At 70.0% G+C, this 25,304-nt stretch carries 22 protein-coding genes and 3 pseudogenes; 14 read left to right on the top strand and 11 right to left on the bottom strand.

What is annotated here, in order from left to right; all coding sequences use genetic code 11:
- Positions 1-76: 76 nt before the first annotated feature.
- The 4 genes from ACW4TU_RS11100 to ACW4TU_RS11085 all read right to left on the bottom strand — a co-directional run bounded on the left by ACW4TU_RS11100 (position 77) and on the right by ACW4TU_RS11085 (position 3,517).
- Positions 77-961 carry an amino acid ABC transporter permease gene (locus ACW4TU_RS11100; RefSeq protein WP_457427101.1) on the bottom strand — a complete coding sequence of 295 codons (885 nt, stop codon included), beginning with the start codon at positions 959-961 and terminating at the stop codon, positions 77-79.
- Positions 958-1,626, bottom strand: a complete 669-nt coding sequence (locus ACW4TU_RS11095) for an amino acid ABC transporter permease (RefSeq protein WP_457427099.1) — start codon at positions 1,624-1,626, stop codon at positions 958-960. The genes ACW4TU_RS11100 and ACW4TU_RS11095 overlap by 4 nt, the downstream gene beginning before the upstream one ends.
- Positions 1,627-1,739: 113 nt before the next feature.
- Positions 1,740-2,579 (bottom strand): glutamate ABC transporter substrate-binding protein, encoded by an 840-nt coding sequence (locus ACW4TU_RS11090; RefSeq protein WP_457427097.1) that lies wholly within the window; start codon positions 2,577-2,579, stop codon positions 1,740-1,742.
- A 161-nt stretch (positions 2,580-2,740) separates the two neighbouring features.
- On the bottom strand, positions 2,741-3,517 hold the full coding sequence (locus tag ACW4TU_RS11085; protein ID WP_164411064.1) for an amino acid ABC transporter ATP-binding protein: 777 nt from the start codon (positions 3,515-3,517) through the stop codon (positions 2,741-2,743).
- 343 nt (positions 3,518-3,860) lie between these two features.
- Here ACW4TU_RS11085 and ACW4TU_RS11080 point away from each other — a divergent pair, with 343 nt between their 5' ends.
- Both ACW4TU_RS11080 and ACW4TU_RS11075 read left to right on the top strand, forming a co-directional pair.
- Positions 3,861-4,547, top strand: a complete 687-nt coding sequence (locus tag ACW4TU_RS11080) for a response regulator transcription factor (RefSeq protein ID WP_457427095.1) — start codon at positions 3,861-3,863, stop codon at positions 4,545-4,547.
- A 9-nt stretch (positions 4,548-4,556) separates the two neighbouring features.
- Complete coding sequence (locus ACW4TU_RS11075) at positions 4,557-5,969, top strand: sensor histidine kinase (protein ID WP_457427093.1); 1,413 nt, start codon at positions 4,557-4,559, stop codon at positions 5,967-5,969.
- 22 nt (positions 5,970-5,991) lie between these two features.
- On the opposite strand, the gene ACW4TU_RS11070 is transcribed toward ACW4TU_RS11075, so the two are convergent.
- Complete coding sequence (locus ACW4TU_RS11070) at positions 5,992-6,990, bottom strand: TAXI family TRAP transporter solute-binding subunit (protein ID WP_457427091.1); 999 nt, start codon at positions 6,988-6,990, stop codon at positions 5,992-5,994.
- A 126-nt stretch (positions 6,991-7,116) separates the two neighbouring features.
- Between ACW4TU_RS11070 and ACW4TU_RS11065 the strand changes: the two are divergent.
- Positions 7,117-7,549 (top strand): annotated as a pseudogene (locus ACW4TU_RS11065) (pyrophosphohydrolase domain-containing protein).
- Between the two features lie 47 nt (positions 7,550-7,596).
- Here the strand turns inward: ACW4TU_RS11065 and ACW4TU_RS11060 are convergent.
- Genes ACW4TU_RS11060 through modA form a run of 3 tightly spaced genes read right to left on the bottom strand, consistent with a single transcriptional unit; the run spans position 7,597 to position 10,363 of the window.
- The gene (locus ACW4TU_RS11060) at positions 7,597-8,676 is read right to left on the bottom strand and encodes an ABC transporter ATP-binding protein (RefSeq protein WP_457427089.1); all 1,080 of its coding nucleotides are present in this window, start codon (positions 8,674-8,676) and stop codon (positions 7,597-7,599) included.
- On the bottom strand, positions 8,673-9,545 hold the full coding sequence (gene modB, locus ACW4TU_RS11055; protein ID WP_457427087.1) for a molybdate ABC transporter permease subunit: 873 nt from the start codon (positions 9,543-9,545) through the stop codon (positions 8,673-8,675). The genes ACW4TU_RS11060 and modB overlap by 4 nt, the downstream gene beginning before the upstream one ends.
- Complete coding sequence (gene modA, locus ACW4TU_RS11050; protein ID WP_457430029.1) at positions 9,542-10,363, bottom strand: molybdate ABC transporter substrate-binding protein; 822 nt, start codon at positions 10,361-10,363, stop codon at positions 9,542-9,544. Before modA ends, modB begins: the two co-directional genes overlap by 4 nt.
- A 345-nt stretch (positions 10,364-10,708) precedes the next feature.
- Between modA and ACW4TU_RS11045 the strand changes: the two are divergent.
- The 5 genes and pseudogenes from ACW4TU_RS11045 to ACW4TU_RS11025 all read left to right on the top strand — a co-directional run bounded on the left by ACW4TU_RS11045 (position 10,709) and on the right by ACW4TU_RS11025 (position 14,788).
- Positions 10,709-11,192: pseudogene (locus ACW4TU_RS11045) on the top strand (molybdopterin-dependent oxidoreductase).
- A 156-nt stretch (positions 11,193-11,348) separates the two neighbouring features.
- Positions 11,349-12,035: pseudogene (locus ACW4TU_RS11040) on the top strand (M24 family metallopeptidase); the annotation flags it as partial.
- A gap of 153 nt (positions 12,036-12,188) precedes the next feature.
- Positions 12,189-13,718, top strand: coding sequence for a tRNA (N6-isopentenyl adenosine(37)-C2)-methylthiotransferase MiaB (gene miaB, locus ACW4TU_RS11035; protein WP_457427085.1), 1,530 nt, complete (start codon positions 12,189-12,191; stop codon positions 13,716-13,718).
- 46 nt (positions 13,719-13,764) lie between these two features.
- A complete protein-coding gene (locus tag ACW4TU_RS11030) occupies positions 13,765-14,034 on the top strand; it encodes a hypothetical protein (protein ID WP_327698090.1) in 270 nt (89 codons plus the stop codon).
- 34 nt (positions 14,035-14,068) lie between these two features.
- The gene (locus tag ACW4TU_RS11025) at positions 14,069-14,788 is read left to right on the top strand and encodes a class III extradiol dioxygenase subunit B-like domain-containing protein (protein WP_457427083.1); all 720 of its coding nucleotides are present in this window, start codon (positions 14,069-14,071) and stop codon (positions 14,786-14,788) included.
- A gap of 93 nt (positions 14,789-14,881) precedes the next feature.
- Here ACW4TU_RS11025 and ACW4TU_RS11020 read toward each other — a convergent pair whose 3' ends face one another.
- Complete coding sequence (locus ACW4TU_RS11020) at positions 14,882-15,151, bottom strand: antitoxin (RefSeq protein ID WP_457427081.1); 270 nt, start codon at positions 15,149-15,151, stop codon at positions 14,882-14,884.
- A 23-nt stretch (positions 15,152-15,174) separates the two neighbouring features.
- Positions 15,175-15,450 (bottom strand): hypothetical protein, encoded by a 276-nt coding sequence (locus ACW4TU_RS11015; protein ID WP_457427079.1) that lies wholly within the window; start codon positions 15,448-15,450, stop codon positions 15,175-15,177.
- 181 nt (positions 15,451-15,631) lie between these two features.
- Between ACW4TU_RS11015 and miaA the strand changes: the two genes are divergently transcribed.
- From miaA to hflX, 6 genes are all read left to right on the top strand, one after another.
- Entirely contained in the window at positions 15,632-16,570 is a 939-nt protein-coding gene (miaA, locus tag ACW4TU_RS11010) for a tRNA (adenosine(37)-N6)-dimethylallyltransferase MiaA (protein ID WP_457427077.1), read from the top strand.
- A 108-nt stretch (positions 16,571-16,678) separates the two neighbouring features.
- On the top strand, positions 16,679-17,170 hold the full coding sequence (locus ACW4TU_RS11005; RefSeq protein ID WP_457430027.1) for a hypothetical protein: 492 nt from the start codon (positions 16,679-16,681) through the stop codon (positions 17,168-17,170).
- Positions 17,171-17,259: 89 nt separating this feature from the next.
- The gene (dapF, locus tag ACW4TU_RS11000) at positions 17,260-18,129 is read left to right on the top strand and encodes a diaminopimelate epimerase (protein WP_457427075.1); all 870 of its coding nucleotides are present in this window, start codon (positions 17,260-17,262) and stop codon (positions 18,127-18,129) included.
- A gap of 298 nt (positions 18,130-18,427) precedes the next feature.
- Positions 18,428-20,668 (top strand): RelA/SpoT family protein, encoded by a 2,241-nt coding sequence (locus ACW4TU_RS10995; RefSeq protein ID WP_457427073.1) that lies wholly within the window; start codon positions 18,428-18,430, stop codon positions 20,666-20,668.
- A gap of 69 nt (positions 20,669-20,737) precedes the next feature.
- Positions 20,738-22,192 (top strand): M1 family metallopeptidase, encoded by a 1,455-nt coding sequence (locus ACW4TU_RS10990; RefSeq protein ID WP_457427071.1) that lies wholly within the window; start codon positions 20,738-20,740, stop codon positions 22,190-22,192.
- 180 nt (positions 22,193-22,372) lie between these two features.
- Positions 22,373-23,872 carry a GTPase HflX gene (gene hflX / locus ACW4TU_RS10985; RefSeq protein ID WP_457427069.1) on the top strand — a complete coding sequence of 500 codons (1,500 nt, stop codon included), beginning with the start codon at positions 22,373-22,375 and terminating at the stop codon, positions 23,870-23,872.
- Positions 23,873-23,954: 82 nt separating this feature from the next.
- Here the strand turns inward: hflX and ACW4TU_RS10980 are convergent, their stop codons facing one another.
- Entirely contained in the window at positions 23,955-25,190 is a 1,236-nt protein-coding gene (locus tag ACW4TU_RS10980) for a trypsin-like serine peptidase (protein ID WP_457427067.1), read from the bottom strand.
- Between the last annotated feature and the right edge of the window lie 114 nt (positions 25,191-25,304).

The following is a 25,304-nucleotide window of genomic DNA, read 5'->3' as shown; positions in this document are numbered from 1 at the left end:
GCAGTGGCGAACGCGCCACTGCCTCCGTGCCGGCCACACCACTGCCTCCGGGCAGGTCGTACGAGTTGAGTGCCCGTCAGATGGAGCCGCCCGCGCCGGTCGCCTCCGTGCCGGCCACCGTCGCCGCTCCGAGCACCACCCCGGTCGACTTCTTGCCGCGCCGCAGCCTGCCCTCGAGCCAGCTCGCGAAGGTGGTGATGAGGAAGTTGATCACGATGAAGACGGCCGCCACCACGATGAAGCTCGCGACGACGTTGGCGTAGTTCGCCGCGAGCGTGCTGCGCGCGTTGAGGAGCTCGGTGAACCCGAGCATGACGCCGCCCAGCGCGGTGTCCTTCACGATGACGACGAGCTGGCTGACGATCGCCGGCAGCATGACCGTGACGGCCTGCGGGAGCAGGACGTTCGTCATCGTCTGGCCCTTGCGCAGACCGACCGCGAGGGCGGCCTCCGTCTGGCCCTTGGGAAGGGACAGGATGCCCGCTCGTACGATCTCGGCGAGCACCGAGGCGTTGTAGAGCACCAGGCCGGTGACGACCGCGTAGAGGGGGCGGGACTCACTGCTGATGTCCGTGGAGCTGACGTAGAACGCGGCGGCGAACAGCATGAGCAGCAGCACCGGAATGGACCGGAAGAACTCGACCACCGCGCCGGCCGGAATCCGTACCCACCGGTGGTCGGACAGCCGTGCGATACCCAGGAGCGCGCCCAGGGGAAGGGCGATCACCATGGAGAGCGCCGCGGCCTTCATCGTGTTGGCGAGGCCGGGCAGCAGATAGGTCGTCCAGGCCTGTGACGTGGTGAACGGCTCCCACAGGGCCCACTTCAGCTGCCCCTTGTCGTCCATCGTCCGCCAGATCCACCACAGGAACAGGGCGAGCAGGACGAAGAAGACGATCGTGAGGACCACGTTGCGCTGTTTGGCGCGGGGGCCCGGTGCGTCGTAGAGGACGGAGGTCATCGCTTCACCGCCAGTCGCTTGCTCAGCCAGCCGAGGGCGAGTCCGGTGGGCAGGGTGAGCACCACGAACCCGAAGGCGAAGACCACGCCGATGAGCACCAACTGCGCCTCGTTCTCGATCATCGTCTTCATCAGACTCGCGGCCTCGGCGACGCCGATCGCGGCCGCCACGGTGGTGTTCTTGGTCAGTGCGATCAGTACGTTGGCCAGCGGGCCGATGACCGACCGGAACGCCTGCGGCAGCACGACGAGGCCCAGCACCTGACTGAAGCTCAGCCCGATGGCGCGGGCCGCCTCGGCCTGCCCCGGGGGCACGGTGTTGATGCCGGAGCGCAGTGCCTCGCAGACGAAGGCCGCGGTGTAGGCGACGAAGCCGAGCACCGCCAGCCGGAAGCCCTGGGCTTTGAAGTCGTCGGACGCGCCCATCGTCATGCCGAAGATGTCGGCGAGGCCGAGTGAGGTGAAGACGATGATGACCGTCAGCGGGATGTTGCGGACGATGTTCACGTAGGCGGTGCCGAATCCGCGCATGAGCGGGACCGGGCTGACCCGCATGGCGGCCAGCAGTGTGCCCCAGACCAGGGAGCCGAGGGCGGAGAGGGCGGTGAGTTTCACCGTCATCCAGAACGCCCCGAGGACGTCGTAACCATCAAGAAAGTCGAACACGATCCCCGCGCTTCCGGGTGTGAGGCGTATATGGCGTACGTGGTGTGCGTGGCAGACGCGGCGCGCCGCTGCCCTGATCGCGGTGGGCGGCGGCGCACCTGCGCAACCCTGGGCTAGCTGACGATGACGCCGATCTTCGGAGCCGGCTCGCTCTTGTAGCCGGCCGGACCGAAGTTGTCCTTGACCGCGGTCTCCCAGGCACCGTCGCTGACCATCTTCTCCAGCGCGGTGTTGATCTTGTTCACGGTCGCGGTGTCGCCCTTCTTGACGCCGATGCCGTAGTTCTCGTTGCTCAGCTTGAGGCCCGCCAGCTTGAACTGACCCTTGTACTTGTCCTGGGCGGCGAAGCCCGCGAGGATCGAGTCGTCCGTGGTCACCGCGTCGACGGCACCGCTCTGCAGGGCGGCGATGCACTCCGAGTAGCCCGAGTTCTCGCGCAGGTTGGCCTTCGGGGCGATCGTGTCGTGGACGTTCTGCGCCGAGGTGGAGCCGGTCACGGAGCAGAGGTTCTTGCCGTTGAGGTCCGTGCCTTTGGCGATCGTGGAGTCCGCCTTGACGAGCAGGTCCTGGTGGGCGAGCAGGTACGGGCCGGCGAAGTCGACCTTCGCCTTGCGCTTGTCGTTGATCGAGTACGAGGCCGCGATGAACTTCACGTCGCCACGGGCGAGGGCGGTCTCGCGGTCGGCGCTCTTGGTCTCGACCCACTCGATCTTGTCGGGCTCGTAGCCGAGCTGCTTGGCCACGTACGTCGCCACGTCCACGTCGAAGCCGGAGAAGGACCCGTCGGGCTCCTTCAGGCCGATGCCGGGCTGGTCGAACTTGATGCCGACCTTGATCTTGTCGCCGCCGCCGGAGCCGGTGTCGCTCTTGTCGTCGTCGCCTCCACAGGCCGTTGCCGTGAGGGCGAGGACAAGAGCTGCGGCGGTCGCGGCGGTGACCTTGCGAAGCTTCATGGTGAACATCCTTTGAGTGATGAAGTGAATGCGGGCCGTCACGTGCGGATGACGCAGTTCGTCCGTGCTCAGGAAGCCGCCCACGAGACGGATTCCTGCACTGTTGCGGGAGGCGCCGAGTAGAGCGCCGGCCGTGGGAAGAGCCGTGGGATCAGTTGGGATCAGTGGTGAAGGATCTTGGACAGGAAGTCCTTCGCGCGGTCGCTGCGCGGGTTGCTGAAGAACTGGTCCGGCACAGCCTCTTCGACGATGCGGCCGTCCGCCATGAACACCACTCGGTTGGCGGCCGAACGGGCGAATCCCATCTCGTGGGTGACGACGATCATGGTCATGCCCTCGCGGGCGAGCTGCTGCATGACCTCGAGGACCTCGTTGATCATCTCCGGGTCGAGAGCCGACGTCGGCTCGTCGAAGAGCATGACCTTGGGGTCCATCGCCAGGGCGCGGGCGATGGCGACACGCTGCTGCTGGCCACCGGACAGCTGTGCGGGGTACTTGTCCGCCTGCGTGGCCACGCCCACCCGGTCGAGCAGGGCGCGGGCCTTCTCCTCGGCCGCCTTCTTGTCGGCCTTGCGGACCTTGATCTGGCCCAGCATCACGTTCTCGAGCACGGTCTTGTGCGCGAAGAGGTTGAAGGACTGGAACACCATGCCGACGTCGGCCCGCAGCCGGGCCAGCGCCTTGCCCTCCTGGGGCAGCGGCTTGCCGTCGATCGAGATGTCTCCCGAGTCGATGGTCTCCAGACGGTTGATGGCGCGGCAGAGGGTCGACTTGCCGGACCCGGAAGGTCCGATGACCACGACCACCTCGCCGCGGGCGATGGTCAGGTCGATGTCCTGAAGCACGTGCAACGCGCCGAAGTGCTTGTTGACGCTTTTCAGGACGACCAGATCGCCGGTCGCGGCCACATCGTCCTTGGCCATCGATACTTCGGTCATGGCTTGCTGGCTCCGTCCTGCTCGGTTTCGGAGGACAGTAGTGACCCCGTGAGACCAGCGTCAGCACATCTGAGGGGAACTTGAGGATAACGATCTGATGTCAGGTCAGCACACTTTGTGGCGCCGTCCGAAGGAGGTGTACCGGCTGGATAACGGAAGCGTTCCGCAGCCGGAACCAGGCACGCGCGTGCGTGTGTCCACATGGTGTACTCCGCTGGGGCGCCGCATGTGGTGTACAAGTCGAAACGGCACGGCCGACCGACCGAAGCCCGTCAATCCAGAGCCCATCAACCTAAGCCCATGAACCGAAATTCATGAAGCCCATGCTCCGAAGGGGGTCGCGATGAGACTGCTCCTCGTCGAGGACGACAACCATGTCGCCGCCGCGCTCTCCGCGGTCCTGGCGCGGCACGGTTTCGACGTCACGCACGCCCGCAGCGGCGAGGAGGCCCTCCGGGCGCTCGTCCCGGAAGGGAACGGCTTCGGCGTGGTACTGCTCGACCTGGGCCTGCCCGACCAGGACGGGTACGAGGTGTGCGGCAAGATCCGCAAGCGCACCAACACCCCCGTGATCATGGTCACCGCGCGCTCCGACATCCGCTCCCGCATCCACGGCCTCAACCTCGGCGCCGACGACTACGTGGTGAAGCCGTACGACACCGGGGAACTACTCGCCCGGATCCACGCCGTCAGCCGCCGCACCGCCCACGAGGACGCCGTCGGGGCCGGGGAGGACGCGCTGCTCCTGGGGTCGCTGCGGATCGAACTGTCCAACCGGCAGGTCCTCGTGGACGGTTCGGTGGTCCAGCTGACCCGCAAGGAGTTCGACCTGCTCGCCCTCCTCGCTCAGCGTCCGGGAGTGGTGTTCCGCCGTGAACAGATCATCAGCGAGGTCTGGCGGACCAGCTGGGAGGGGACCGGCCGCACCCTGGAGGTGCATGTCGCCTCCCTGCGCGCCAAGTTGCGCATGCCGGCGCTGATCGAGACCGTCCGCGGCGTGGGCTATCGGCTCGTCGCCCCGACGTCGTAGCGGGTACGGGTGCGCACACGTCTTCTTCCGCTGCTCATCGTCCTGATGGCGGCCGTCCTGCTCGCGCTCGGCATCCCGCTCGCCATCAGTGTGGCCGCCGCCCAGCAGCAGACGGTCGTCGTCGACCGGATCGACGACACCGCGCGTTTCGCGGCGCTCGCCCAGTTCGTGACCGACCGGCCCACCGGGTCCCGTGTCAAGGACGCGGACACCGACGAGCGCGGCGAGACCCTCCAACGGGAACTCGAGAGCTACTACGACGTCTACGGCATCCGTTCCGGTGTCTTCTACCGCAACGACGCGCCCATGGCCAACGCGCCGACCGACTGGTACCTGCCGGAAACGGGCGAGGTGCGTGACGCGTTCGCCGAGGCGCTCCTCTCCCGGCGCAGCCACGATCCGCAACAGGTCTGGCCCTGGCAGGAGCACCGGCTCGTCGTCGCGTCGCCGGTCATCCGGGACGGCGATGTGGTGGCCGTCGTGGTCACCGACTCGCCCACCGGGCAGATGCGTTCACGGACGCTGCACGGCTGGCTCGTCATCGGCGCCGGCGAGATCGCCGCGATGCTGCTCGCTGTGGGCGCCGCGCTGCGCCTCACCGGCTGGGTGCTCAGGCCCGTACGCGTCCTCGACGCCACCACGCACCACATCGCGACCGGCAGTCTGAAGTCCCGGGTCGCGGTGGCCGGCGGGCCGCCGGAACTCAGACGGCTGGCCCGGTCGTTCAACGAGATGGCGGACAACGTCGAGGACGTGCTGGAGCAGCAGCGCGCCTTCGTGGCCGACGCCTCGCACCAGCTGCGCAACCCGCTCTCGGCGCTGCTGCTGCGTATCGAACTGCTCGCACTCGAACTGCCGGAGGGGAACGAGGAGATCGCCTCGGTCCAGACCGAGGGCAAGCGCCTGGCCGAGGTCCTGGACGACCTTCTCGACCTGGCGCTGGCCGAGCACGCCGAGGCGGACCTCGCACTCACCGACATCGGCGCCCTGACGGCCGAGCGCGTCGCGGCCTGGACCCCGCTGGCCCAGGCCAAGGGCGTACGCCTGGTCGGCGACTGCCCGGCCACCACCGCGTGGGCGGACCCGGTCACGCTGTCCAGCGCCCTGGACGCGGTGATCGACAACGCGGTGAAGTTCACGCCCGAGGACGAGTGCGTGCGAGTGTCGGTCGCGTCGAACGGCGCGACCTCGACGGTCGTGGTCACCGACGGCGGCCCGGGCCTCACCGACGACGAACTCGCCCGTATCGGCGACCGCTTCTGGCGCAGCGGCCGGCATCAGAACGTCAAGGGCTCGGGCCTCGGCCTGTCCATCTCCCGGGTCCTGCTGGCGGCGGGCGGCGGCACGATCTCGTACGACCATCACGAGCCGCACGGCCTGCAGGTGACGGTGCGGGTGCCGAGGTCGGGCCCGGCGTCCTGAGGCCCCGGCGCCGCGACGGGCCCTACGGCTTGACCGAGCGGTAGTAGCGCCGGGCGCCCTTGTGCAGGGCCAACGGGTCGGTGTAGATGGCGGTCCGCAGGTCCACGAGCTGCGCCGAGTGGACGTGGGCGCCGATGCGGTCCCGGCTGTTGATCACCGAGCGGGTCAGCCACTCGGTGAGCCTCGGGTCCACGTCCTCGCGTGTCATGAGCAGGTTGGACACCGCGAGCGTCGCCACGGTCGAGCCGTCCTGGACGGACGGGTAGGCAGACTCGGGCATGTTGGTGGCCCGGTAGTAGCGGGAGGCTCCGCCCTGTTCGTGCAGCTTGGTGACCAGGTCCGCGTCGATCGGGACGAAGCGGAAGGGGAAGCTCTTCGCCAGCTGCACCAGACCGTTCGTGGGCAGTCCGCCCGACCAGAAGAAAGCGTCGATCTGGTCCTTCTTGAGTCGCCCGGGCCCGGTGTCGATGCCGTCGGCGAAGGGCTTGATGTCCTTGGCCGGGTCGAGACCGGCGGCGGCCAGCACCCGGTCCGCGATCAGCCGTACGCCGGAGTTCTCCAGCCCTATGGCCACCCGCTTGCCCCGCAGGTCCTGGATGGTCGAGATCTTGGAATCGCGTGGCACGACCAGCTGCACATAGTCGTCGTACAGGCGTGCGACCCCGCGCAGGGTGTCGGCCCCCGGCAGCTTCTTCAGTTTGTACGTCTCCACCGCGTCGGCCGCCGCGATGGTGAAGTCGGCGTCGCCCGTGGCCACCCGCTTGACGTTCTCCTGCGATCCCTGGCTGTTCAGGAGCCGCACGTCCAGGTGCGGCATGTCCTTCGCGAAGGCCGTTCTGAGCCCCGAGCCGTACTGCTGGTAGACGCCGGCGGGTGACCCGGTGCTGAACGTGATCGTCCCGGCCGGAGGGTCCTCGTCCAGCGGCAGCAGCCACCACAGCAGCAGCCCGAAGACCACGAAAGCGGCGGCCGAGCCCATGAGGGCCTGTCGCCTGTGGATCCGGGGGAGCACCTTGAACATGCGCGAGATCCTGCCAGTACGGCCCCCGTGCTGGCCAGGAAATAGGGGGAGGGGTGTCTGCCGTACCCGTCTTACGACGATCTGATCGGCGCCGGCGAGCCGCCGCGAGGTCGCGGGAGTCACCACATGCGCCTCGGTACCTCTCCTTCTGCCGCTCCCGTCTCTCCCGCCGACCTCGTCCGGGAGTTCCACCTCGCCTTCGGCCTCGACACGCGCGGTACGCCCGCCGAGGTCTCCCCGAAGCTCGCGGCGCACCTGGGCGAGCTGCTCGCGGAGGAGGTGGCAGAGGTGGCGGTCATGAGCCCGCTGGACCGGCTGGCGCACGAGCTGACCGACGTCGTGTACGTCGCCTACGGCACGGCACGGCACGGCCCTGGTCCACGGGATCGACCTCGACGCGGTGATCGCGGAGATCCACCGCGCCGACATGACGAAGCTGGGCCCCGAAGGCCTGGTCGCCCGCAGGGCCGACGGCAAGGTGCTCAAGGGCGACCACTACCGGGCCCCGGACGTCGGAGCCGTCCTGCGCCGGCGGGGCTGGAACGCGGGGGAGGGGTGATCCGTACGGCCTGCCCTTGTCGGGTGAGGCTCGGCTCGGGCGCGTCCTCAGACGGGGTAGGCGTGGGTCTGCGTGGCCTTCACCGTCGCCCAGACCTCCGCGCCCGGGTGCAGATCGAGTTCGGCGGCGGCGACCGTTGTCAGGTCCGCGGCGAGCGGCAGCTCTCCGGTGAGGTCGGCCCGGATCTGGTCGCCGTGGCTCTCCAGGCCGGCCACCTCGCAGCGCCAGAGGTTGCGGGCGCTGGCACCGGTCGGACGGTCGCGGTAAAGGGTGACCGCGCTCGGTGGGAACGCCACGAAGACCGGGCCGGACAGAGCCTCGGTGGTGGTGATGGAGGGTCCGGCGTCGAGGCGGACGGTGTGGCCATCCGCTTGGCCCTGGTAGAGATTGAGGCCGACCAGCTGCGCGATGTAGTCCGTACGGGGGTGGCGGGCGATGTCGGAAGGGCTGCCCTCCTGGACGACCCGGCCGTCCTCGACGACGACGAGCCGGTCCGCCAGCACCATGGCGTCCAGCGGGTCGTGCGTGACCAGGACGGCGACGGCCTCGAACCCGGCCAGGTGCCGCCGGAGTTGGGCGCGCACTTCCAGGCGGGTGCGGGCGTCCAGCGCGGCGAGTGGTTCGTCGAGGAGCAGTAGGCGAGGGCGGGTCGCCAGTGCGCGGGCCAGGGCGACGCGCTGGGCCTGGCCGCCGGACAGCTTGCGCGGCTTGGCGCCGGCGTGATCCGCGAGTCCCAGGCGGCTCAGCCACTCGGCGGCCTGTGCACGGGCCTCCGCCTTGGTCGAGCCGTGGCAGCGCGGCCCGAACGCCACGTTGTCCAGGGCGGTCAGGTGCGGGAAGAGGAGGTAGTCCTGGAAGACGACGCCGACCGGGCGGGACTCCGGCGGCGTACGCTCCAACGCCGTCCCGTCCAGCCGCAGACGGCCGCCGGTGAGCGGCGTCAGGCCGGCGAGGGCGCGCAGGGCGGTGGTCTTTCCGGCGCCGTTCGGGCCGAGCAGCGCGACGACTTCGCCGGGCGCGACGCGCAGTGCCACGTCGAGACGGAATGCGCCGCGCTCGACGACGAGGTGGGCGTCGAGGCCGTCCAGGGCGGGGTCGGCGGCAGCGGAGCCACGGGGTTCGGTCATCCTGCACTCATCCAACGGTCGCGCAGACCCGCCAGGACCGCGATGGACACGGACAGCAGAACCAGGCTGAGGGCTATGGCGGCCTCCGGGTCACTCTGCAGGGCCAGGTACACGGCGAGCGGCATGGTCTGGGTACGCCCCGGGAAGTTGCCCGCGAAGGTGATCGTCGCGCCGAACTCGCCCAGCGCCCGCGCCCAGGCCAGTACCGCGCCGGCCGCGATGCCCGGCGCGATCAGCGGGAGGGTGACCCGGCGGAACGCGGTGAAACGGGAGGCGCCGAGCGTCGCGGCGGCCTCCTCGAAGCGCGGGTCGGCGGCGCGCAGGGTGCCCTCGACGCTGATGACCAGGAAGGGCATCGCGACGAACGCCTCGGCGACCACGACCCCGGCGGTGGTGAAGGGGAGCGTGACCCCGAACCAGGAGTCCAGTGACCTCCCGACGATGCCGTTGCGGCCGAGTGCCATCAGCAGCGCCACACCGCCGACCACCGGCGGCAGCACGAGCGGCAGGGTGACCAGAGCCCGCACGAGGCCGCGTCCGGGAAATTCGACCCGGGCCAGCAGCCAGGCCAGCGGCACGCCGACCACCAGGCTCACCGCGGTCGCGGCCGTGGCGCAGAGCAGGGACAGCTGGAGCGCCTGCCACACCTCGGCGCTGCTCAGCAGGCCGGGCAGGCCGCGCCACGGGGCCCGTACGAGCAGGGCGATCAGCGGCACGAGAAGGAAAGCCAGGCCGATCAGCGCGGGCACCAGCAGCGCGAGTGGCACTCCCTGGCCCACGCCGTGTCCGCCCGTCCGGACGCGCCGACGCCGCGGACCGCCCTTGAGGGTGTCGGCCGCGGCACCGGACTTGTCGGTCGGAAGGGTCACGGCTTGAGGAACCCGGCCTCGGTCAGGATCTGCTGCCCCTCGGCGGACTGAACCAGCGCGATGAACGCCTTGGCGGCGTCGGCGTTCTCGGTGTCCTTGAGCTGGACGATCGGGTACTCGTTGATGGCGCCGGCGGACTCGGGGAACTCCACGCCCTCCACCTTGTCACCCGCCGCGTGCACATCGGTCTTGTAGACGACAGCCGCGTCGGCCTCCTTCAGCTCGACCTTCGTCAGGGCGGCCTTGACGTCCTGCTCGTAGGAGACGGGGGTGAGCTTCAGCTTGGCGGCGTCGAGGGCCTTCTGCGCGGCGGCACCACAGGGCACCGTCTTGTCGCACAGCACGACCTTCAGGCTCGACCTGGTGAGGTCCTTGAGGGAGGCGATCTTGTCGGGGTTGCCCGGCAGGGTGGCGATCTCCAGCTGGTTGCGGACGAAGGTGGCGGGCGTGCCGGAGGCGTCACCGGCGTCCGTGACGATCTTCATCGTCTTGGGGCTGGCCGAGGCGAACACGTCGGCGGGGGCGCCGCCGGTGATGCTCGCGGCGAGGGAGTCGCTGCCGCCGAAGCTGAAGGTCACCTTCGTACCCGGGTGCGCCTTCTCGAACTGCTCGCCCAGGGCCGTGAAGCTCTCCTTGAGGGAGGCGGCGGCGAACACGGTCACCGTGCCGGACACCCTGTCCGAGGCGGACGCGGCGGGGTCCGGCTTCGCCGCCGAGGAGTCGTCGGACGACGAGCAGGCGCTCAGGGCCAGCAGCGCGGCGACGCCCGCACCGGTCACCTGCAGGGTACGGCGGGTCCGGTGCGCGGTACGGGTCATCACGGGTCTGCTCCCTCTGGTCCTGACGGACACAATCACCTGTGGTCCTGGCGGACCATCTACGGTCTTTCGACGACCACACTGGTCGACTTGATCACGACAACCGCCGGAACATCGGTTTCGCCGAGGGCCACGTCGCGGTGGCGATGCCGGCCAGGCGGTTGCGGACCGAGGGGCCGTCGGATCCCCGATCCGGTAGGTGTGCACGCCCTGACAATAATGCCGCAGATGCCAGGTGAAAGGCTTCTATCGCTTCGCATGAGCCGGAATCGTGATCTATCAGGTTGGCATGTGCGTTTGCGTGGAAGGCGGGTCCGGGTGCGGTCGTCCGGGAGGTGGTAGCCCGTGAGTCAGTCCCTCGCGGCCGCCGGTACGGCCACCGTTCCGATGGCGGAGCTCACCCTCGCCGGTGACCTGGCCCGGCCGTCCCGGCTCACGGTGCCCGACCTGCTCGCCTGGCCCTGACAAGAGGCCGACGTCGGCTTCGAGTGCGCCACCAGTGGCGCCCGGCACCACCGCTTCACCGGACCACTGCTGCACGACGTGCTGTCGGCGGCCGAGCCCGGCTTCGACCCCGCCCGCCGCAAGGACCGCCTGCGCTTCCTGATCGCCGTGGCCGGGGCGGACGGCCACCATGCCCTGCTGTCCTGGGCCGAGATCGATCCCGACTTCGGCCACGCCCCCGTCCTCCTCGCGGGTCACCATCGACGACACCCCGCTCGACCGGGCCGGCCCGCAGCTCGTGCTCCCGCGGGACCGCTGCGGCGCCCGGCACATCAGCGGGATCAACACGATCCGTGTGGACGGCGGATACCGCGCGTGGCCGTGAACTGGACGATGACCTTGACGAGAGGAGCCGGAGAGCCCCGCCCCATCGGCGGACGGACGTGCCATACCTGGGTGGAGCATCCGGTGCCGACCGAAGCCTCTTCCCGTGGCCCTTCCCGGTTGCCGAGAAACGATCCAGCAGCCTAACTTCGGGCCCATGGCGGACGACGAACCCACGCGCGCGGCACGGCTGCTGGACGCCCAGGCCAAGGCCGAACGGCTCTTCACGGAGATCGGAGCGCGCGGGCTGGTCGCGTCGGGCGAGGGCGAGCGGGCGGTCAGCGACCGCGTCCGGGACCTGGCGAACGAGTTGTTCGGCACGACCCGGCACTGGCACAAGCGGATCGTGCGCTCCGGACCCAACACGCTGAAGCCCTACCGGGAGAACCCACCGGACCGGGTGATCGGCCCGGACGACATCGTGTTCGCCGACTTCGGCCCGATCTTCGAGGAGTACGAGGCCGACTTCGGCCGGACGTTCGTGCTGGGCGACGACCCGGTCAAACACCGGCTGCGCGACGACCTGCCGAAGGTCTTCGAGGCAGGCCGCCGCTTCTTCGAAGCCGACCCGCACATCACCGGAGCACGGCTGTACGCCGAGGTCGAGCGGCTCGCGAAGGAGGCCGGGTGGGAGCTGGGCGGCTGGCACGCCGGGCACCTGGTCGGCGAGTTCCCGCACGAGTGGATCGACGGCGCGGACACGGAGTCGTACATCGCCCCCGCCAACGACACCCCACTACGGCGCACCGACAAGGCGGGGCGCTCCTGCCACTGGATCCTGGAGATCCATCTCATCGATGAGGAACGGCAGTTCGGCGGCTTCTACGAGGAGCTGCTCACCCTCGGCCGACCCGCCACTCACCCCGGCTCCGTGGAGGGCGCCACCTCACGCTCGGAGCATGATCTCCGCACACGCCCAGCGCCTGCTCGGCGCCCCGGTCTGCCGGGTGGTGCTGCTGAGACGGGACCCCGTTCACGACCGCCTACTCTTTAAAGCATGACCAGCAGCAGTGACCGGAGCCCGGTAGTGGACGTTCAGAGAACCAGCACCTATGAAATCCGCACCTACGGGTGCCAGATGAACGTCCACGATTCCGAGCGATTGTCCGGTCTGCTCGAAAACGCCGGTTACGTGCGCGCTCCCAAGGACGCGGACGGTGACGCGGACGTCGTCGTCTTCAACACCTGCGCCGTGCGCGAGAACGCCGACAACAAGCTGTACGGCAACCTCGGCCGGCTCGCCCCGATGAAGACGAAGCGTCCCGGGATGCAGATCGCCGTGGGCGGCTGCCTCGCGCAGAAGGACCGCGACACCATCGTGAAGCGGGCGCCCTGGGTGGACGTCGTCTTCGGTACGCACAACATCGGCAAGCTGCCCGTCCTGCTCGAACGCGCGCGCGTGCAGGAAGAGGCGCAGGTCGAGATCGCCGAGTCGCTGGAGGCGTTCCCGTCCACGCTGCCGACGCGGCGCGAGAGCGCCTATGCGGCCTGGGTGTCGATCTCCGTCGGCTGCAACAACACCTGCACCTTCTGCATCGTCCCGGCCCTGCGCGGCAAGGAGAAGGACCGCCGCACCGGCGACATCCTCGCCGAGATCGAAGCGCTGGTCGACGAGGGTGTCTCCGAGATCACCCTGCTCGGCCAGAACGTCAACGCGTACGGCTCCGACATCGGTGACCGCGAGGCGTTCAGCAAGCTGCTGCGGGCCTGCGGGAAGATCGACGGCCTGGAGCGCGTCCGCTTCACCTCCCCGCACCCGCGCGACTTCACCGACGACGTCATCGCCGCGATGGCCGAGACACCGAACGTGATGCCGCAGCTCCACATGCCCATGCAGTCCGGCTCGGACACGATCCTGAAGGCGATGCGCCGCTCGTACCGCCAGGAGCGCTACCTGGGGATCATCGAGAAGGTGCGGGCCGCGATCCCGCACGCGGCGATCACCAGCGACATCATCGTGGGCTTCCCCGGGGAGACCGAGGCGGACTTCGAACAGACGATGCACGCGGTGCGCGAGGCACGGTTCGCGCAGGCGTTCACCTTCCAGTACTCCAAGCGGCCCGGCACTCCTGCCGCCACCATGGAGAACCAGATCCCCAAGGAGGTCGTCCAGGAGCGTTACCTGCGTCTCGCCGCCCTCCAGGAGGAGATCTCCTGGGACGAGAACAAGAAGCAGGTCGGCCGCACCGTGGAGCTGATGGTCGCCGAGGGCGAGGGCCGCAAGGACGGCGCCACCCACCGCCTCTCCGGCCGCGCCCCCGACAACCGTCTGGTCCACTTCACCAGACCGGACACCGCGGTGCGCCCCGGAGACGTGGTCACGGTCGAGATCACGTACGCCGCCCCGCACCACCTCCTCGCCGAGGGCGCCGTCCTGGACGTGCGTCCCACGCGCGCGGGGGACGCCTGGGAGAAGCGCAACACCGCGGAGGCCGCGAAGCCGGCCGGCGTGATGCTGGGCCTGCCGGGGATCGGGGCGCCGGCTCCGCTGCCGGTGGCCACGGGGAGCGGCTGCGGCTGCGACTGACGTCCTGCCACAATGCCAGTGGAATGCGGGTGGAAAGGAGCACCACATGTTGCCGTACAGAGTCGCGTTCACCGAAGAAGCCGCCCAGGTACGCGACAGCCTGTCCACCGACCGGCGTGACGTGCTGGAGCGTGGCCTGGCCATACTGGTGACCGACCCGCGGCACAAGCTCTCCCACTCCGTCCGCGGTGACGAGACAACGCGTGAGATCGCCCTCTCGCGCAACCTCTTCATCGAGTACGTGATCAGCGACGGCAAGCTCGTCGTGCTCCTCCTCACGGTCATCGACCTGACCGACGTGCTGATCGAGGACTGACACCGCGCCGTCCTCCGGGACTACCCTGCCGATCATGCTTGTCGCCGCCGCCGTCTGCCCCTGCCCGCCGCTCCTCGTGCCCGAGGTGGCCGCGGACGCCGCTCCCGAACTGGACGCCGCGCGCGCCGCCTGCACGGACGCGTTGGGCGTGCTCGCGGCCTCCCGCCCCGACCGCCTGCTGGTCGTCGGGCCCGCCGAACAGAGCGGACGCGGAGGGCACCCGGAGGGCACCCGGGGTTCGTTCCGCGGCTTCGGGGTGGACCTGGACGTACGTCTGGGCACCGGAAACGCCGGACCGGCAGCGGCGGAACGGCGGCTGCCGGTGGCGCTCGCCGTCGCTGCCTGGCTGCTGGAGCGGACCGGCTGGTCCCTGGCGCCCGTGGAGGGCCTGGGCGTGGGGGAGCCGCTGGAGGCCGAGCGGTGCGTCGCGGTCGGGAGGGAGATCGGCGGCCGGCCGGAGAGAGTGGCCCTGCTGGTGATGGGCGACGCCAGCGCGTGCCGCACGCTCAAGGCGCCCGGGTACCTGGACGAGCGGGCGGCGGGGTTCGACGCGGACATCGCGCGGGCGCTCGGGTCGGCGGACGTGGCGGCACTCAAGGCGCTGGACGCGGAACTGGCGTACGAGCTGAAGGCCTCGGGCCGGGCGCCCTGGCAGGTCCTCGCGGGCGCGGCCGAGAACGCCGGCCTCGCGGGCACACTGCTGTACGAGGACGCCCCGTACGGCGTGGGGTACGTGGTCGCGGCCTGGTCGTAGCAGTTGTCGCCGCCGTTGCCGTGACACGGCGGACGGCCGGGAGCGTGGGCTCCGCAGCCGTCCGCCGATGTGTCGTGCTGTTGTTCGCGCCGGTCAGGAAGCCGGTGGCGGCGCGTCCGGCGGTGGCGTGAACGTGTCGTCCGGGGTGCCATCGTCCTTGTGCGCGAGTCGGTCCACCGCGCCCTTGGCTTTGCCGGTGCCCGTATGGATCTTGTCGCTGTACTTGCCCCTGGTCTTCTCGTCGACCACCTTCGCGGCCTTGTCGAGACCCCGCTCGATCTGGTCCTCGTGCTGGTGCGCGAAGTCCGCGACCTTCTCCTTGGCCGGGGCGAGCTTTGCCTTCAGATTGTCCAGCAGACCCATTTTTCGCCTTCCCTCGCGGGCGGTTACCTGCGGGCGCCCTCACCGGCCTCGTTGTCGGCGGCCTCCTCGGCGGACTGCTGCTTGGGAATCTCGACACCCTCGGTGGCGGGGACGGTCACGGCTTCCGACGTCTCCGCCGTGATCTCCGTCTCGGCAACGCTGCCTGCCTCGGGTGAACCCTTCGCCGCTTCCGTCTCCTCCGCCGCCGGCTCGTCCGTCACGACGACGGCCTGCTCGTCGGCGGTCGACGTCTCCTCCGTGGTCTTCGACCGTCCAAGAAGCCGTGCAAAAACGCCCATATCCACTCCATACGTTACTCGTGCGGGCGAAATCCCGCGTCGCCCGGTGCGTCCGTTTGCGTTGCCCCCGTCACCGCCTTCCGAATCCGGCGGCGCGAACCTCGCAACTGGCAACGACAACGGATCCCCGCCGTCACGTCGCTCGTTCGAGGACGGGTCCCGGGTTTGCGAGACTGTGGCGGTGAGCAGCGCAGCCCCCACCCCACGAGTCATCGCCGTCGTCGGCCCCACCGCAGCGGGAAAGTCCGATCTGGGCGTGTTTCTCGCTCGGCGTCTCGGCGGCGAGGTCGTCAACGCCGACTCGATGCAGCTCTACCGCGGGATGGATATCGGCACCGCCAAGTTGACGCCCGAGGAGCGCGGCGGAATCCCGCACCACCTCCTGGACATCTGGGACGTGACCGTCGCGGCGAGCGTCGCCGAGTACCAGCGCCTGGCACGCGAGCGGATCGACACGCTGCTCGCCGAGGGGCGCTGGCCGGTCCTGGTCGGCGGCTCCGGTCTGTACGTCCGTGGAGCCGTCGACAACCTGGAGTTCCCCGGCACCGATCCCGAGGTCAGGGCCCGTCTCGAGGAGGAGCTCACCCTGCGCGGCTCCGGCGCCCTGCACGCCCGTCTGGCCGCCGCCGACCCCGAGGCCGCGCAGGCGATCCTGCCCAGCAATGGCCGCCGTATCGTCCGGGCCCTGGAGGTCATCGAGATCACCGGCAAGCCCTTCACCGCCAACCTCCCGGGCCACGACTCCGTGTACGACACCGTGCAGATCGGCGTCGACGTGTCCCGCCCCGAGCTGGACGAGCGCATCGCCCGCCGGGTCGACCGGATGTGGGCGGCGGGGCTCGTGGACGAGGTGCGCGCGCTGGAGGCGCACGGCCTGCGCGAGGGGCTCACGGCATCGCGTGCGCTGGGCTACCAGCAGGTGCTCGCGGCGCTCGCCGGCGAGTACGGCGAGGACGACGCGCGCGCCGAGACCGTACGCGCCACCAAGCGCTTCGCGCGCCGTCAGGATTCGTGGTTCAGGCGCGATCCCCGGGTGCACTGGTTGAGTGGGGCTGCGGCGGATCTCACAGAACTTCCGCACCTCGCACTGGCGTTGGTCGAACGACCGGTCACAGCCTGATCACGTCATGGCATCGGGACGCTCCGGCCGTCATCCAGGCCTCCGGCGCCGTGCCATCATCGAGCTTCGATCGACCAAGTGGAGTCCGAGTTGGGAGGGCGCGTGGCGATGGAGGCCGGCCCTCGCGACACCGCACAAGGCGCGGGACACGTCACAGGTGACGGTGGCGAAACGGAACGGGACGAGGATCGTCTGAGCCCCGACGGGCCCGACGAGACACAGGGCGGCGTGACCGCCGACGGACCCGAACCGGACGAGATGTTCCTCGGGCCCGAGGTCGAGGTCGAACTCCGGCCGCAGCGCCGTCTGCGCATCTGGCAGCTCGCCCCGATCGTGGTCCTGGCAGCCCTCGGCTCCCTGATGTTCGCCTTCCCGCTGGCGTTCGACTTCGGCGACAGCGGAGCCGTGATCGCCATGCTGGGGCTGCTCATCTGCTCCTGCGCGGCGGGCTGGGGCATGATGGCCGCCCGCCGGGTCGGCTACACGGCTCCGGGGCTCGGTGAGGGCCCTCGCCGGGACTGGCGGGTCGTGTCGGCGTACGTCGTGACGGTGGTCGTGGTCATCGGGCTCGCCGTGTGGAGAGTGGCCCGACTGCGCTAGTTCCGACGCCGGACGGGCCGGGTGTGCCTGGCCCGGGCTGTGAACCAACCGGGACTCACCGTGTCGTACCCACCCCGTACGATCGAGGAATGAGCACGCGGATCGCCTTCCTCAAGGGGCACGGGACCGAGAACGACTTCGTGATCGTCCCCGACCCCGAGAACCTCATCGACCTCCCCCCGGCCGCCGTCGCCGCCCTGTGCGACCGGCGTGCGGGCATCGGGGGTGACGGACTGCTCCACGTCGTGCGGTCCGCCGCGCATCCCGAGGCCAAGAGCATGGCGGCCGAGGCGGAGTGGTTCATGGACTACCGCAACGGCGACGGCTCGATCGCGGAGATGTGCGGCAACGGGGTGCGGGTCTTCGCGCGCTACCTCCAGCGGGCCGGACAGGTGACCGAAGGGGACCTCACCGTCGCCACACGCGGGGGCGTGAAGCGCGTACACATCGCCAAGGGCGGTGACGTCACCGTCGGTATGGGCAGGGCGCTCCTCCCCGAAGGGGAGGTCACCGTGCGCGTCGACGAGCACAGCTGGCCCGCGCGGAACGTGAACATGGGCAACCCGCACGCGGTCGCCTTCGTGGACGATCTCGCGCACGCGGGGAACCTGTTCACCGCGCCGCCGTTCAGCCCGGCCTCCGTCTACCCGGACGGGGTCAACGTCGAGTTCGTGGTCGACCGGGGCCCGCGCCACGTCGCGCTGCGCGTGCACGAGCGCGGGTCCGGTGAGACCCGCTCGTGCGGCACGGGCGCGTGCGCCGTCGCCGTGGCCGCCGCCCGGCGCGACGGCGCCGACCCGGCCGTGACCGGGACGCCGGTGACGTACACCGTCGATGTGCCCGGCGGGCGCCTGGTGATCACCGAGAGGGCCGACGGCGAGATCGAGATGACGGGTCCCGCGGTGATCGTCGCCGAGGGCGAGATCGACGCTGAGTGGCTGGAAACCGCAGCGCTCTGAAGCGACCAATTGCTTGATATCGCAGGCTGTAGGTCCCGTGGGCTGTAGAAACGAAGCCAGTGGGGCTTGCTGTGACTCGAAGTAGGGGTTTGTCTCGGCTCAGGTGGCTCGGAGGCATGGGTGCCCGAATCGTCGCTCGAATGGGTGATCCGTTTCACGCTCGACGAGAGGTGGTCAGTCGCACGTGGTGGGCTCGGTAGCATCAAGCACCGGCCCGGACGGGGGAACAACGCCATCCCCTGAGCCGTCGTCCGCCATGGGGCATCCCGTCCGCCGGTCCAGGTAGCCGGAGGTGCCCATGAGTGCGGAGGCCACGAATCCCGCGAGCCCAGGTGCTGTGACGTCCTCGCCCAAGCCCGCGGCCCCGCTGGAACAGGACGGGGAGCAGGCGCCCCGCCGACGGACCCGCCCCCGGATCGACCTGCGCCGACTGGGCAGGGCGGCGTTCCTCGGCTCCGCGACCCGCGACCGGCTGCCCGACGCCATCGGCCATGTCGTCGAGGCGCACCGCGCCCACCACCCCGACGCCGACCTGGAGCCGCTGCGCCGGGCCTACGTCCTGGCCGAGTCCTCGCACCGGGGCCAGATGCGCAAGAGCGGCGAGCCGTACATCACGCACCCGCTCGCCGTGACCCTGATCCTCGCCGAACTCGGCGCGGAGACCACGACCTTGACGGCGTCTCTGCTCCACGACACCGTCGAGGACACCGATGTGACGCTGGATCAGGTCGGCGAGGAGTTCGGCGCCGAGGTCCGCTACATCGTCGACGGCGTGACGAAACTGGAGAAGGTCGACTACGGCGCCGCCGCCGAGCCCGAGACCTTCCGCAAGATGCTGGTCGCCACCGGGAACGACGTCCGCGTGATGTCGATCAAACTCGCCGACCGGCTGCACAACATGCGCACCCTGGGCGTGATGCGCCCCGAGAAGCAGGAACGCATCGCCAAGGTCACCCGGGACGTGCTCATCCCGCTCGCCGAGCGGCTCGGCGTCCAGGCACTCAAGACCGAACTGGAAGACCTGGTCTTCGCGATCCTGCACCCCGAGGAGTACCGGCACACCCGGGAGCTGATCGTCGACAACGCCTCCCGCGCGGACGACCCGCTCGCCGAGATCGCCGACGAGGTACGCGCGGTACTGCGCGACTCGGGAATCCAGGCCGAAGTCCTCATCCGGCCCCGGCACTTCGTGTCCCTGCACAGGGCGTCACGCAAGCGCGGCCAGCTGCGCGGCTCCGACTTCGGGCGGGTCCTGGTGCTCGTCAACGAGGACGCCGACTGCTACGGCGTACTGGGCGAGCTCCACACCTGTATGACGCCCGTCGTCTCGGAGTTCAAGGACTTCATCGCCGTACCCAAGTTCAACCTCTACCAGTCGCTGCACACCGCCGTCGCCCGTGCGGACGGTCAGGTCGCCGAAGTCCTCATCCGTACCCACCAGATGCACAAGGCCGCCGAGGCCGGCGTCATCGCACTCGGCAATCCCTACGCTCCTCCTTCGGAGGAGCAGACCGACAGCGACGGGGCGCGCACCGACCTCGACGCCGACGGCGAGCGCATCGACCCCACCCGGCCCGGCTGGCTGTCCCGTCTCCTCGACTGGCAGGAGGCCGCGCCCGACCCCGACACCTTCTGGTCCACCCTGCGCGAGGACCTCGCCCAGGACCGCGAGATCACCGTCTTCCGGGCCGACGGGGGCTCGTTGGGGCTGCCCGAGGGCGCGAGTTGCGTGGACGCCGCGTACGCGCTGTACGGCGAGGACGCGCACGCCTGTATCGGCGCCCGGGTCAACGGCCGACTGGCGACGCTGAGCACGGTCCTGCGGGACGGCGACACTGTTCAGCTCCTCATGGGGCAGGACCCGGCCTCCGAGCCCTCCAGGGAGTGGCTGGACCACGCGCACACACCCGTCGCCAGGATCGCCATCCAGCGCTGGCTGGCCGCCCATCCGGCGCACAGTGATCCGGTGGATGTGCCGCCGAGGTCCTCCGGTGACCCCTCGGAGGCCGAGGAGGCCACCGCCGGGGCCGCCCGCGCGGCCGTCGACGCCCGCTCGGCCCAGGACGGCGCTGAGTCCTCCGACCCCGCCGCGACCGCTGTCGTCGACCAGCCCGGCGCGACCGTACGGCTCGCCGGCTGCTGTACGCCCGTACCGCCCGACGAGGTCACCGGCTTCGCCGTGCGCGGGGGAGTGGTGACCGTCCACCGGGTGGAGTGCGCCGGGGTGGCGCACATGAAGAGCACGGGACGCGCGGAGGTCGGTGTGCACTGGGGGGACACCACCGAGGCCCGGGTCACCCTGGTCGCCGAATCGTTCGGGCGGCCCCATCTGCTGGCCGACCTCACCGAAGCCATCGCCCTGGAGGGCGTCGCGATCGTCTCGGCGACCGTCGAACCGCCCAGCCAGCAGCGCGTACGCCACACCTACACGCTCCAACTCCCGGACGCGGCGCACCTTCCGGCCCTCATGCGGGCCATGCGCAATGTGCCGGGCGTGTACGACGTGAGCCGGGCGCAGCATCACGTGGCGGTTCCCTGAGGCACCCGTTCGGGTGGGTCCGGCGCGAGTCGTCGCCCTCCGGCGGGCGGGCGCTGGTAGCGGTGGTGCATGCTGCTCAGCCCCCGTACCCGGTTCACGTCGGCGCTGCTCGCCTCCGCCGTCTCCGTCTGCCTCGTCGCCGCGAGTGCCCCCGCGGCACCCCTGGGCGTCGGCGACCGCCTCTACCCGCACCTGGGCAACCCCGGGTACGACGTGGCGTCGTACGACCTCGCCTTCAGCTACCCCGGAACCAACAGCAAGCCGCTGTCCGCCGTCACCACCATCGACGCCTGGACGACCACGCCGCTCGAACAGATCAACCTCGACTTCTCGCACGGCACGGTCGGGTCGGTCGAGGTCGACGGTGAGCCGGCGTCGTTCACCAGTGCGGGCGAGGACCTGGTGGTGACGCCCCGTGAACCGCTGCCTGCCGGGAGCTGGATGCGGATCACCGTGCGGCACACCAGCGACCCCGTGTCCGCGGCCGGCCGGGACGGCGGCTGGGTGGGGACGAACGACGGGCTCGCGATGGCCAACCAGGCCGATGTCGCGCACCAGGTGTTCCCGTGCAACGACCATCCCTCCGACAAGGCGATGTTCACCATCAGGGTCACCGCCCCGAACGGCTACACGGCCGTGGCCAACGGTCTGCCCACCGGCGTCGACCGGGTCGGCACGGCCACGACCTGGACGTACCGCACCCAGCACCCCATGGCCACCGAACTCGCACAGGTGTCCATCGGCCGCTCCACCGTGGTGCATCGCACCGGGCCGCACGGACTGCCCCTGCGCGATGTCGTGCCCACCAAGGACCGGGCGCCGCTGGAGCCGTGGCTGAAGAAGACGCCCGCGCAGATCGAGTGGATGGAGAGCAAGGTCGGCCGCTACCCGTTCGAGACGTACGGGCTGCTCATGGCCGAGGCGTCGACCGGCTTCGAGCTGGAGACACAGACCCTCTCCCTCTTCGAGAGAGACCTGTTCACCGAGCCCGCCTACCCCGAGTGGTACGTCGACTCGATCATGGTGCACGAACTGTCCCACCAGTGGTTCGGCGACAGCGTCAGCCCGCGCACCTGGTCCGACCTGTGGCTCAACGAGGGACACGCCACCTGGTACGAGGCCCTGTACGCCGAGGAGAAGGCCGGCCGGAAGCTGGTGGACCGCATGAAGGCGGCGTACGGCGCCTCCGACCGCTGGCGGGCCTCCGGCGGACCACCGGCCGCCCCCAAGCCGCCCAAGCCCGGCCAGAAGATCGGCATCTTCCGCCCGAACGTCTACGACGGAGCCGCTCTCGCCCTCTACGCCCTGCGCCAGGAGATCGGCCGCCCGGCGTTCGAGCGGGTGGAGGAGGCGTGGGTCGGCCTCCACAAGGACGGCGTGGCGGGCACCGCCGACTTCGAGCGCCTCGCCTCCGACATCGCCGGGCGGGACCTCGGCGCGTTCTTCCGGGCGTGGCTGTACGCGGAGAAGACACCGCCGATGCCCGGGCACCCGGACTGGAAGTCCGTCGCGCCCACGACATAGCGCCACGGAATAACACCGTGACGAGACGGGGCGTGCCGTGCGACCATCTTCAGGTCGGCGGCGCTGCCCCCGGCCCCACGGGACGGGTTCCGGGAATCTCCCGGGTCGCTCGTGCGTTGTGACCGGTGACGGGACTCACTCCGTCGCCGCACACGGAAACCCCATCGACGTAAGGACCCAATGACCTCCTCTTCTTCCCCTTCCCAGGACACTGAGCGCCTCGCGCACACCTACCCCGAAGGTCTTCGGGCCGATGCCCTGATGGAAGAGGACGTCGCCTGGAGCCACGAGATCGACGGAGAGCGGGACGGCGACCAGTTCGACCGCTCCGAGCGCGCGGCCCTGCGCCGCGTGGCGGGCCTCTCCACCGAACTCGAGGACGTCACCGAGGTCGAGTACCGCCAGCTCCGTCTGGAGCGGGTCGTGCTCGTCGGCGTGTGGACCACGGGGACCGTCCGGGACGCGGACAACTCGCTCGCCGAGCTCGCCGCCCTGGCGGAGACCGCGGGCGCGCTCGTGCTCGACGGCGTCGTCCAGCGCCGCGACAAGCCCGACGCGGCCACGTACATCGGCTCCGGCAAGGCCAACGAGCTGCGGGACATCGTCCTCGAAACGGGCGCGGACACCGTCATCTGCGACGGTGAGCTCAGCCCGGGCCAGCTGATCCACCTCGAGGACGTCGTCAAGGTCAAGGTCATCGACCGTACGGCCCTGATCCTCGACATCTTCGCCCAGCACGCCAAGTCCCGTGAGGGCAAGGCGCAGGTCGCGCTCGCGCAGATGCAGTACATGCTGCCGAGGCTCCGTGGCTGGGGTCAGTCGCTGTCCCGTCAGATGGGCGGCGGCAAGGGCGGCGGCCTCGCCACCCGTGGTCCCGGTGAGACCAAGATCGAGACGGACCGGCGCCGGATCCGCGAGAAGATGGCGAAGATGCGCCGGGAGATCGCGGAGATGAAGACCGGCCGCGAGATCAAGCGCCAGGAGCGCCGCCGCAACAAGGTGCCCTCGGTCGCCATCGCCGGTTACACCAACGCCGGCAAGTCCTCGCTGCTCAACCGCCTTACGGGCGCGGGCGTGCTGGTCGAGAACTCCCTGTTCGCGACCCTCGACCCGACCGTGCGCCGGGCCGAGACCCCGAGCGGACGGCTGCACACGCTGACCGACACCGTCGGTTTTGTCCGGCACCTGCCGCACCACCTGGTCGAGGCGTTCCGCTCCACCATGGAGGAGGTCGGCGACGCCGACCTGATCCTGCATGTGGTGGACGGTTCGCACCCGGCCCCGGAGGAGCAGCTGGCCGCCGTGCGCGAGGTCATCAGGGACGTCGGCGCCACCGGCGTACCCGAGATCGTCGTCATCAACAAGGCGGACGCGGCGGACCCCCTGACGCTCCAGCGGCTGATGCGGATGGAGACGCGTTCGATCGCGGTGTCCGCCCGTACCGGTCAGGGCATCGACGAACTGCTCGCGCTGATCGACAACGAGCTGCCCCGGCCCTCGGTCGAGATCGAGGCGCTCGTGCCGTACACCCACGGCAACCTGATCGCGCGTGCCCACACCGACGGCGAGGTGATCTCCGAGGAGCACACCGCGGAGGGCACGCTGCTCAAGGCGCGGGTCCACGAGGAACTGGCGGCGGACCTGATGCCGTACGTTCCGGCAGCGGTGGCAGTGCTTTAACCTCTGGCGCTCCGGCGCTCGGTCCGAGCGCCGCTCGAAGGCCCGCTCCCGGGAGCGGGCCTTCGGTATGCGGCCCACCGCGTCACCGACCGGCGAACTTCCCGCTCACCTCGTCGTAGACGCCCTTGGCCACCTTGCCCAGGCGGGGACCCGCCAGCCAGCCCGAACTCACCGGGCCGATCGAGGTGTTGGAGACCAGGGCCGGGTTGCCGTCCGAGCCCGTGGCGACCCAGCCGCCACCGGAGGAACCGCCGGTCATGGTGCAGCCGATCCGGTACATGGTCGGATCCGACCTGAGGATCGACAGCCGGCCCGGCTCGTCCTGGCACTGGTACATCGTCTCGCCGTCGAACGGCGCCGCCGCCGGATACCCGGTCGCCGTGATGCTCTCCACCTGAGACACGGCGGGCGCGTCGAAGTCCACCGGGAGGGCCGAACCGACCGTCTCCTCCAGTGACTTGCCGCCGCTGCCCTTCTCCGGTGTCACATGGATGACCGCGAAGTCGTACGGTGCCCCGTCGCCGCCCGTCGAACCGCCCTGCGCGATCCACTGGTCCGAGGTCTGTGTCCAGTCACCCCACCAGACGCCGTAGGGAGCGACCTGCGCGCGGGGAGTGTTCTCCAGCTCTGCGGTCGACCTGCCCGCGTCGTTGTACGACGGCACGAAGGCGATGTTGCGGTACCAGCCGCCCTTCTTGCCGGCGTGCACGCAGTGGCCCGCCGTCCAGACGAGGTTCGACTTACCGGGGTGAGCGGGGTCCTCCACCACGGTTGCGGAGCAGACCATCGTGCCCTCGGGGGCGTCGAAGAACACCTTGCCCGCTTCGGGCACGTTGGCGTGGTAGGCGGGCGGCACTGCCTTGGCCTTCACCGCCCGCGGCGTCGGGTCGGTGACACCCTGGTCGCCCGAGAGGTCGCTCGTGTCGACGCTCTTCTCCGGGTCGTCGGCGTCCCGCATCCGGTCCGTGTCCCAGAGGCCCTCGATGATCGGGTTGACGTAGTCCTCGGCCTCGCGCAGCCAGTCGTCCTTGTCCCAGTTCTTCCAGGCGCCGTTCTTCCACTTGTCGATGTCTATCCCGTGCTCTTTGAGCTTGTCCCTGAGCCCGTCCGGGATGGTGATCTTTCCGGCACCGTCGTCGGTCGCGGAGGCCGAGGACTGTCCGCTCGCGTCGGAACCCCCGGAGTCGGAGCCGGACCCGCAGGCGGTGACGGTGAACGCGAGCGCCACGGCAAGGCCGACGACGGCCGGCCCGGGGGAGGTTCCGCGGCGCGCGCCCCTCCCGTCCCGGGCGATGAAGGGTGGGCGTATGCGTCGCATGATCTGACTCCCCCTGGCGTGGTCGAACCGTGTGCTGTCCCCGCTCGGCATCACACACTATGCGGTCGCTGTGGGGCACATCCGCCGGAACGGCAACGGTTTCGCTACGGGCGG

The sequence above is a fragment of the Streptomyces kryoterrae genome, assembly GCF_054072135.1.
Note: the sequence above shows the minus strand (reverse complement) of the source record. Positions and strands in the feature narration are given on the sequence as shown.

Bases quoted from the DNA above. Each gene is read 5' to 3' on its own strand.
- ACW4TU_RS11005 (WP_457430027.1), top strand. From the start codon at position 16,679: ATGGAGGCCGGCCCTCGCGACACCGCACAAGGCGCGGGACACGTCACA.
- ACW4TU_RS11015 (WP_457427079.1), bottom strand. From the start codon at position 15,450: ATGGGCGTTTTTGCACGGCTTCTTGGACGGTCGAAGACCACGGAGGAG.
- ACW4TU_RS11060 (WP_457427089.1), bottom strand. From the start codon at position 8,676: ATGACCGAACCCCGTGGCTCCGCTGCCGCCGACCCCGCCCTGGACGGC.
- modA (WP_457430029.1), bottom strand. From the start codon at position 10,363: ATGACCCGTACCGCGCACCGGACCCGCCGTACCCTGCAGGTGACCGGT.
- ACW4TU_RS11030 (WP_327698090.1), top strand. From the start codon at position 13,765: ATGTTGCCGTACAGAGTCGCGTTCACCGAAGAAGCCGCCCAGGTACGC.
- ACW4TU_RS10990 (WP_457427071.1), top strand. From the start codon at position 20,738: ATGCTGCTCAGCCCCCGTACCCGGTTCACGTCGGCGCTGCTCGCCTCC.
- ACW4TU_RS11085 (WP_164411064.1), bottom strand. From the start codon at position 3,517: ATGACCGAAGTATCGATGGCCAAGGACGATGTGGCCGCGACCGGCGAT.
- ACW4TU_RS11070 (WP_457427091.1), bottom strand. From the start codon at position 6,990: ATGTTCAAGGTGCTCCCCCGGATCCACAGGCGACAGGCCCTCATGGGC.
- hflX (WP_457427069.1), top strand. From the start codon at position 22,373: ATGACCTCCTCTTCTTCCCCTTCCCAGGACACTGAGCGCCTCGCGCAC.
- ACW4TU_RS11020 (WP_457427081.1), bottom strand. From the start codon at position 15,151: ATGGGTCTGCTGGACAATCTGAAGGCAAAGCTCGCCCCGGCCAAGGAG.
- ACW4TU_RS10980 (WP_457427067.1), bottom strand. From the start codon at position 25,190: ATGCGACGCATACGCCCACCCTTCATCGCCCGGGACGGGAGGGGCGCG.
- ACW4TU_RS11090 (WP_457427097.1), bottom strand. From the start codon at position 2,579: ATGAAGCTTCGCAAGGTCACCGCCGCGACCGCCGCAGCTCTTGTCCTC.
- dapF (WP_457427075.1), top strand. From the start codon at position 17,260: ATGAGCACGCGGATCGCCTTCCTCAAGGGGCACGGGACCGAGAACGAC.
- ACW4TU_RS11025 (WP_457427083.1), top strand. From the start codon at position 14,069: ATGCTTGTCGCCGCCGCCGTCTGCCCCTGCCCGCCGCTCCTCGTGCCC.
- ACW4TU_RS11080 (WP_457427095.1), top strand. From the start codon at position 3,861: ATGAGACTGCTCCTCGTCGAGGACGACAACCATGTCGCCGCCGCGCTC.
- ACW4TU_RS10995 (WP_457427073.1), top strand. From the start codon at position 18,428: ATGAGTGCGGAGGCCACGAATCCCGCGAGCCCAGGTGCTGTGACGTCC.
- ACW4TU_RS11100 (WP_457427101.1), bottom strand. From the start codon at position 961: ATGACCTCCGTCCTCTACGACGCACCGGGCCCCCGCGCCAAACAGCGC.
- miaB (WP_457427085.1), top strand. From the start codon at position 12,189: ATGACCAGCAGCAGTGACCGGAGCCCGGTAGTGGACGTTCAGAGAACC.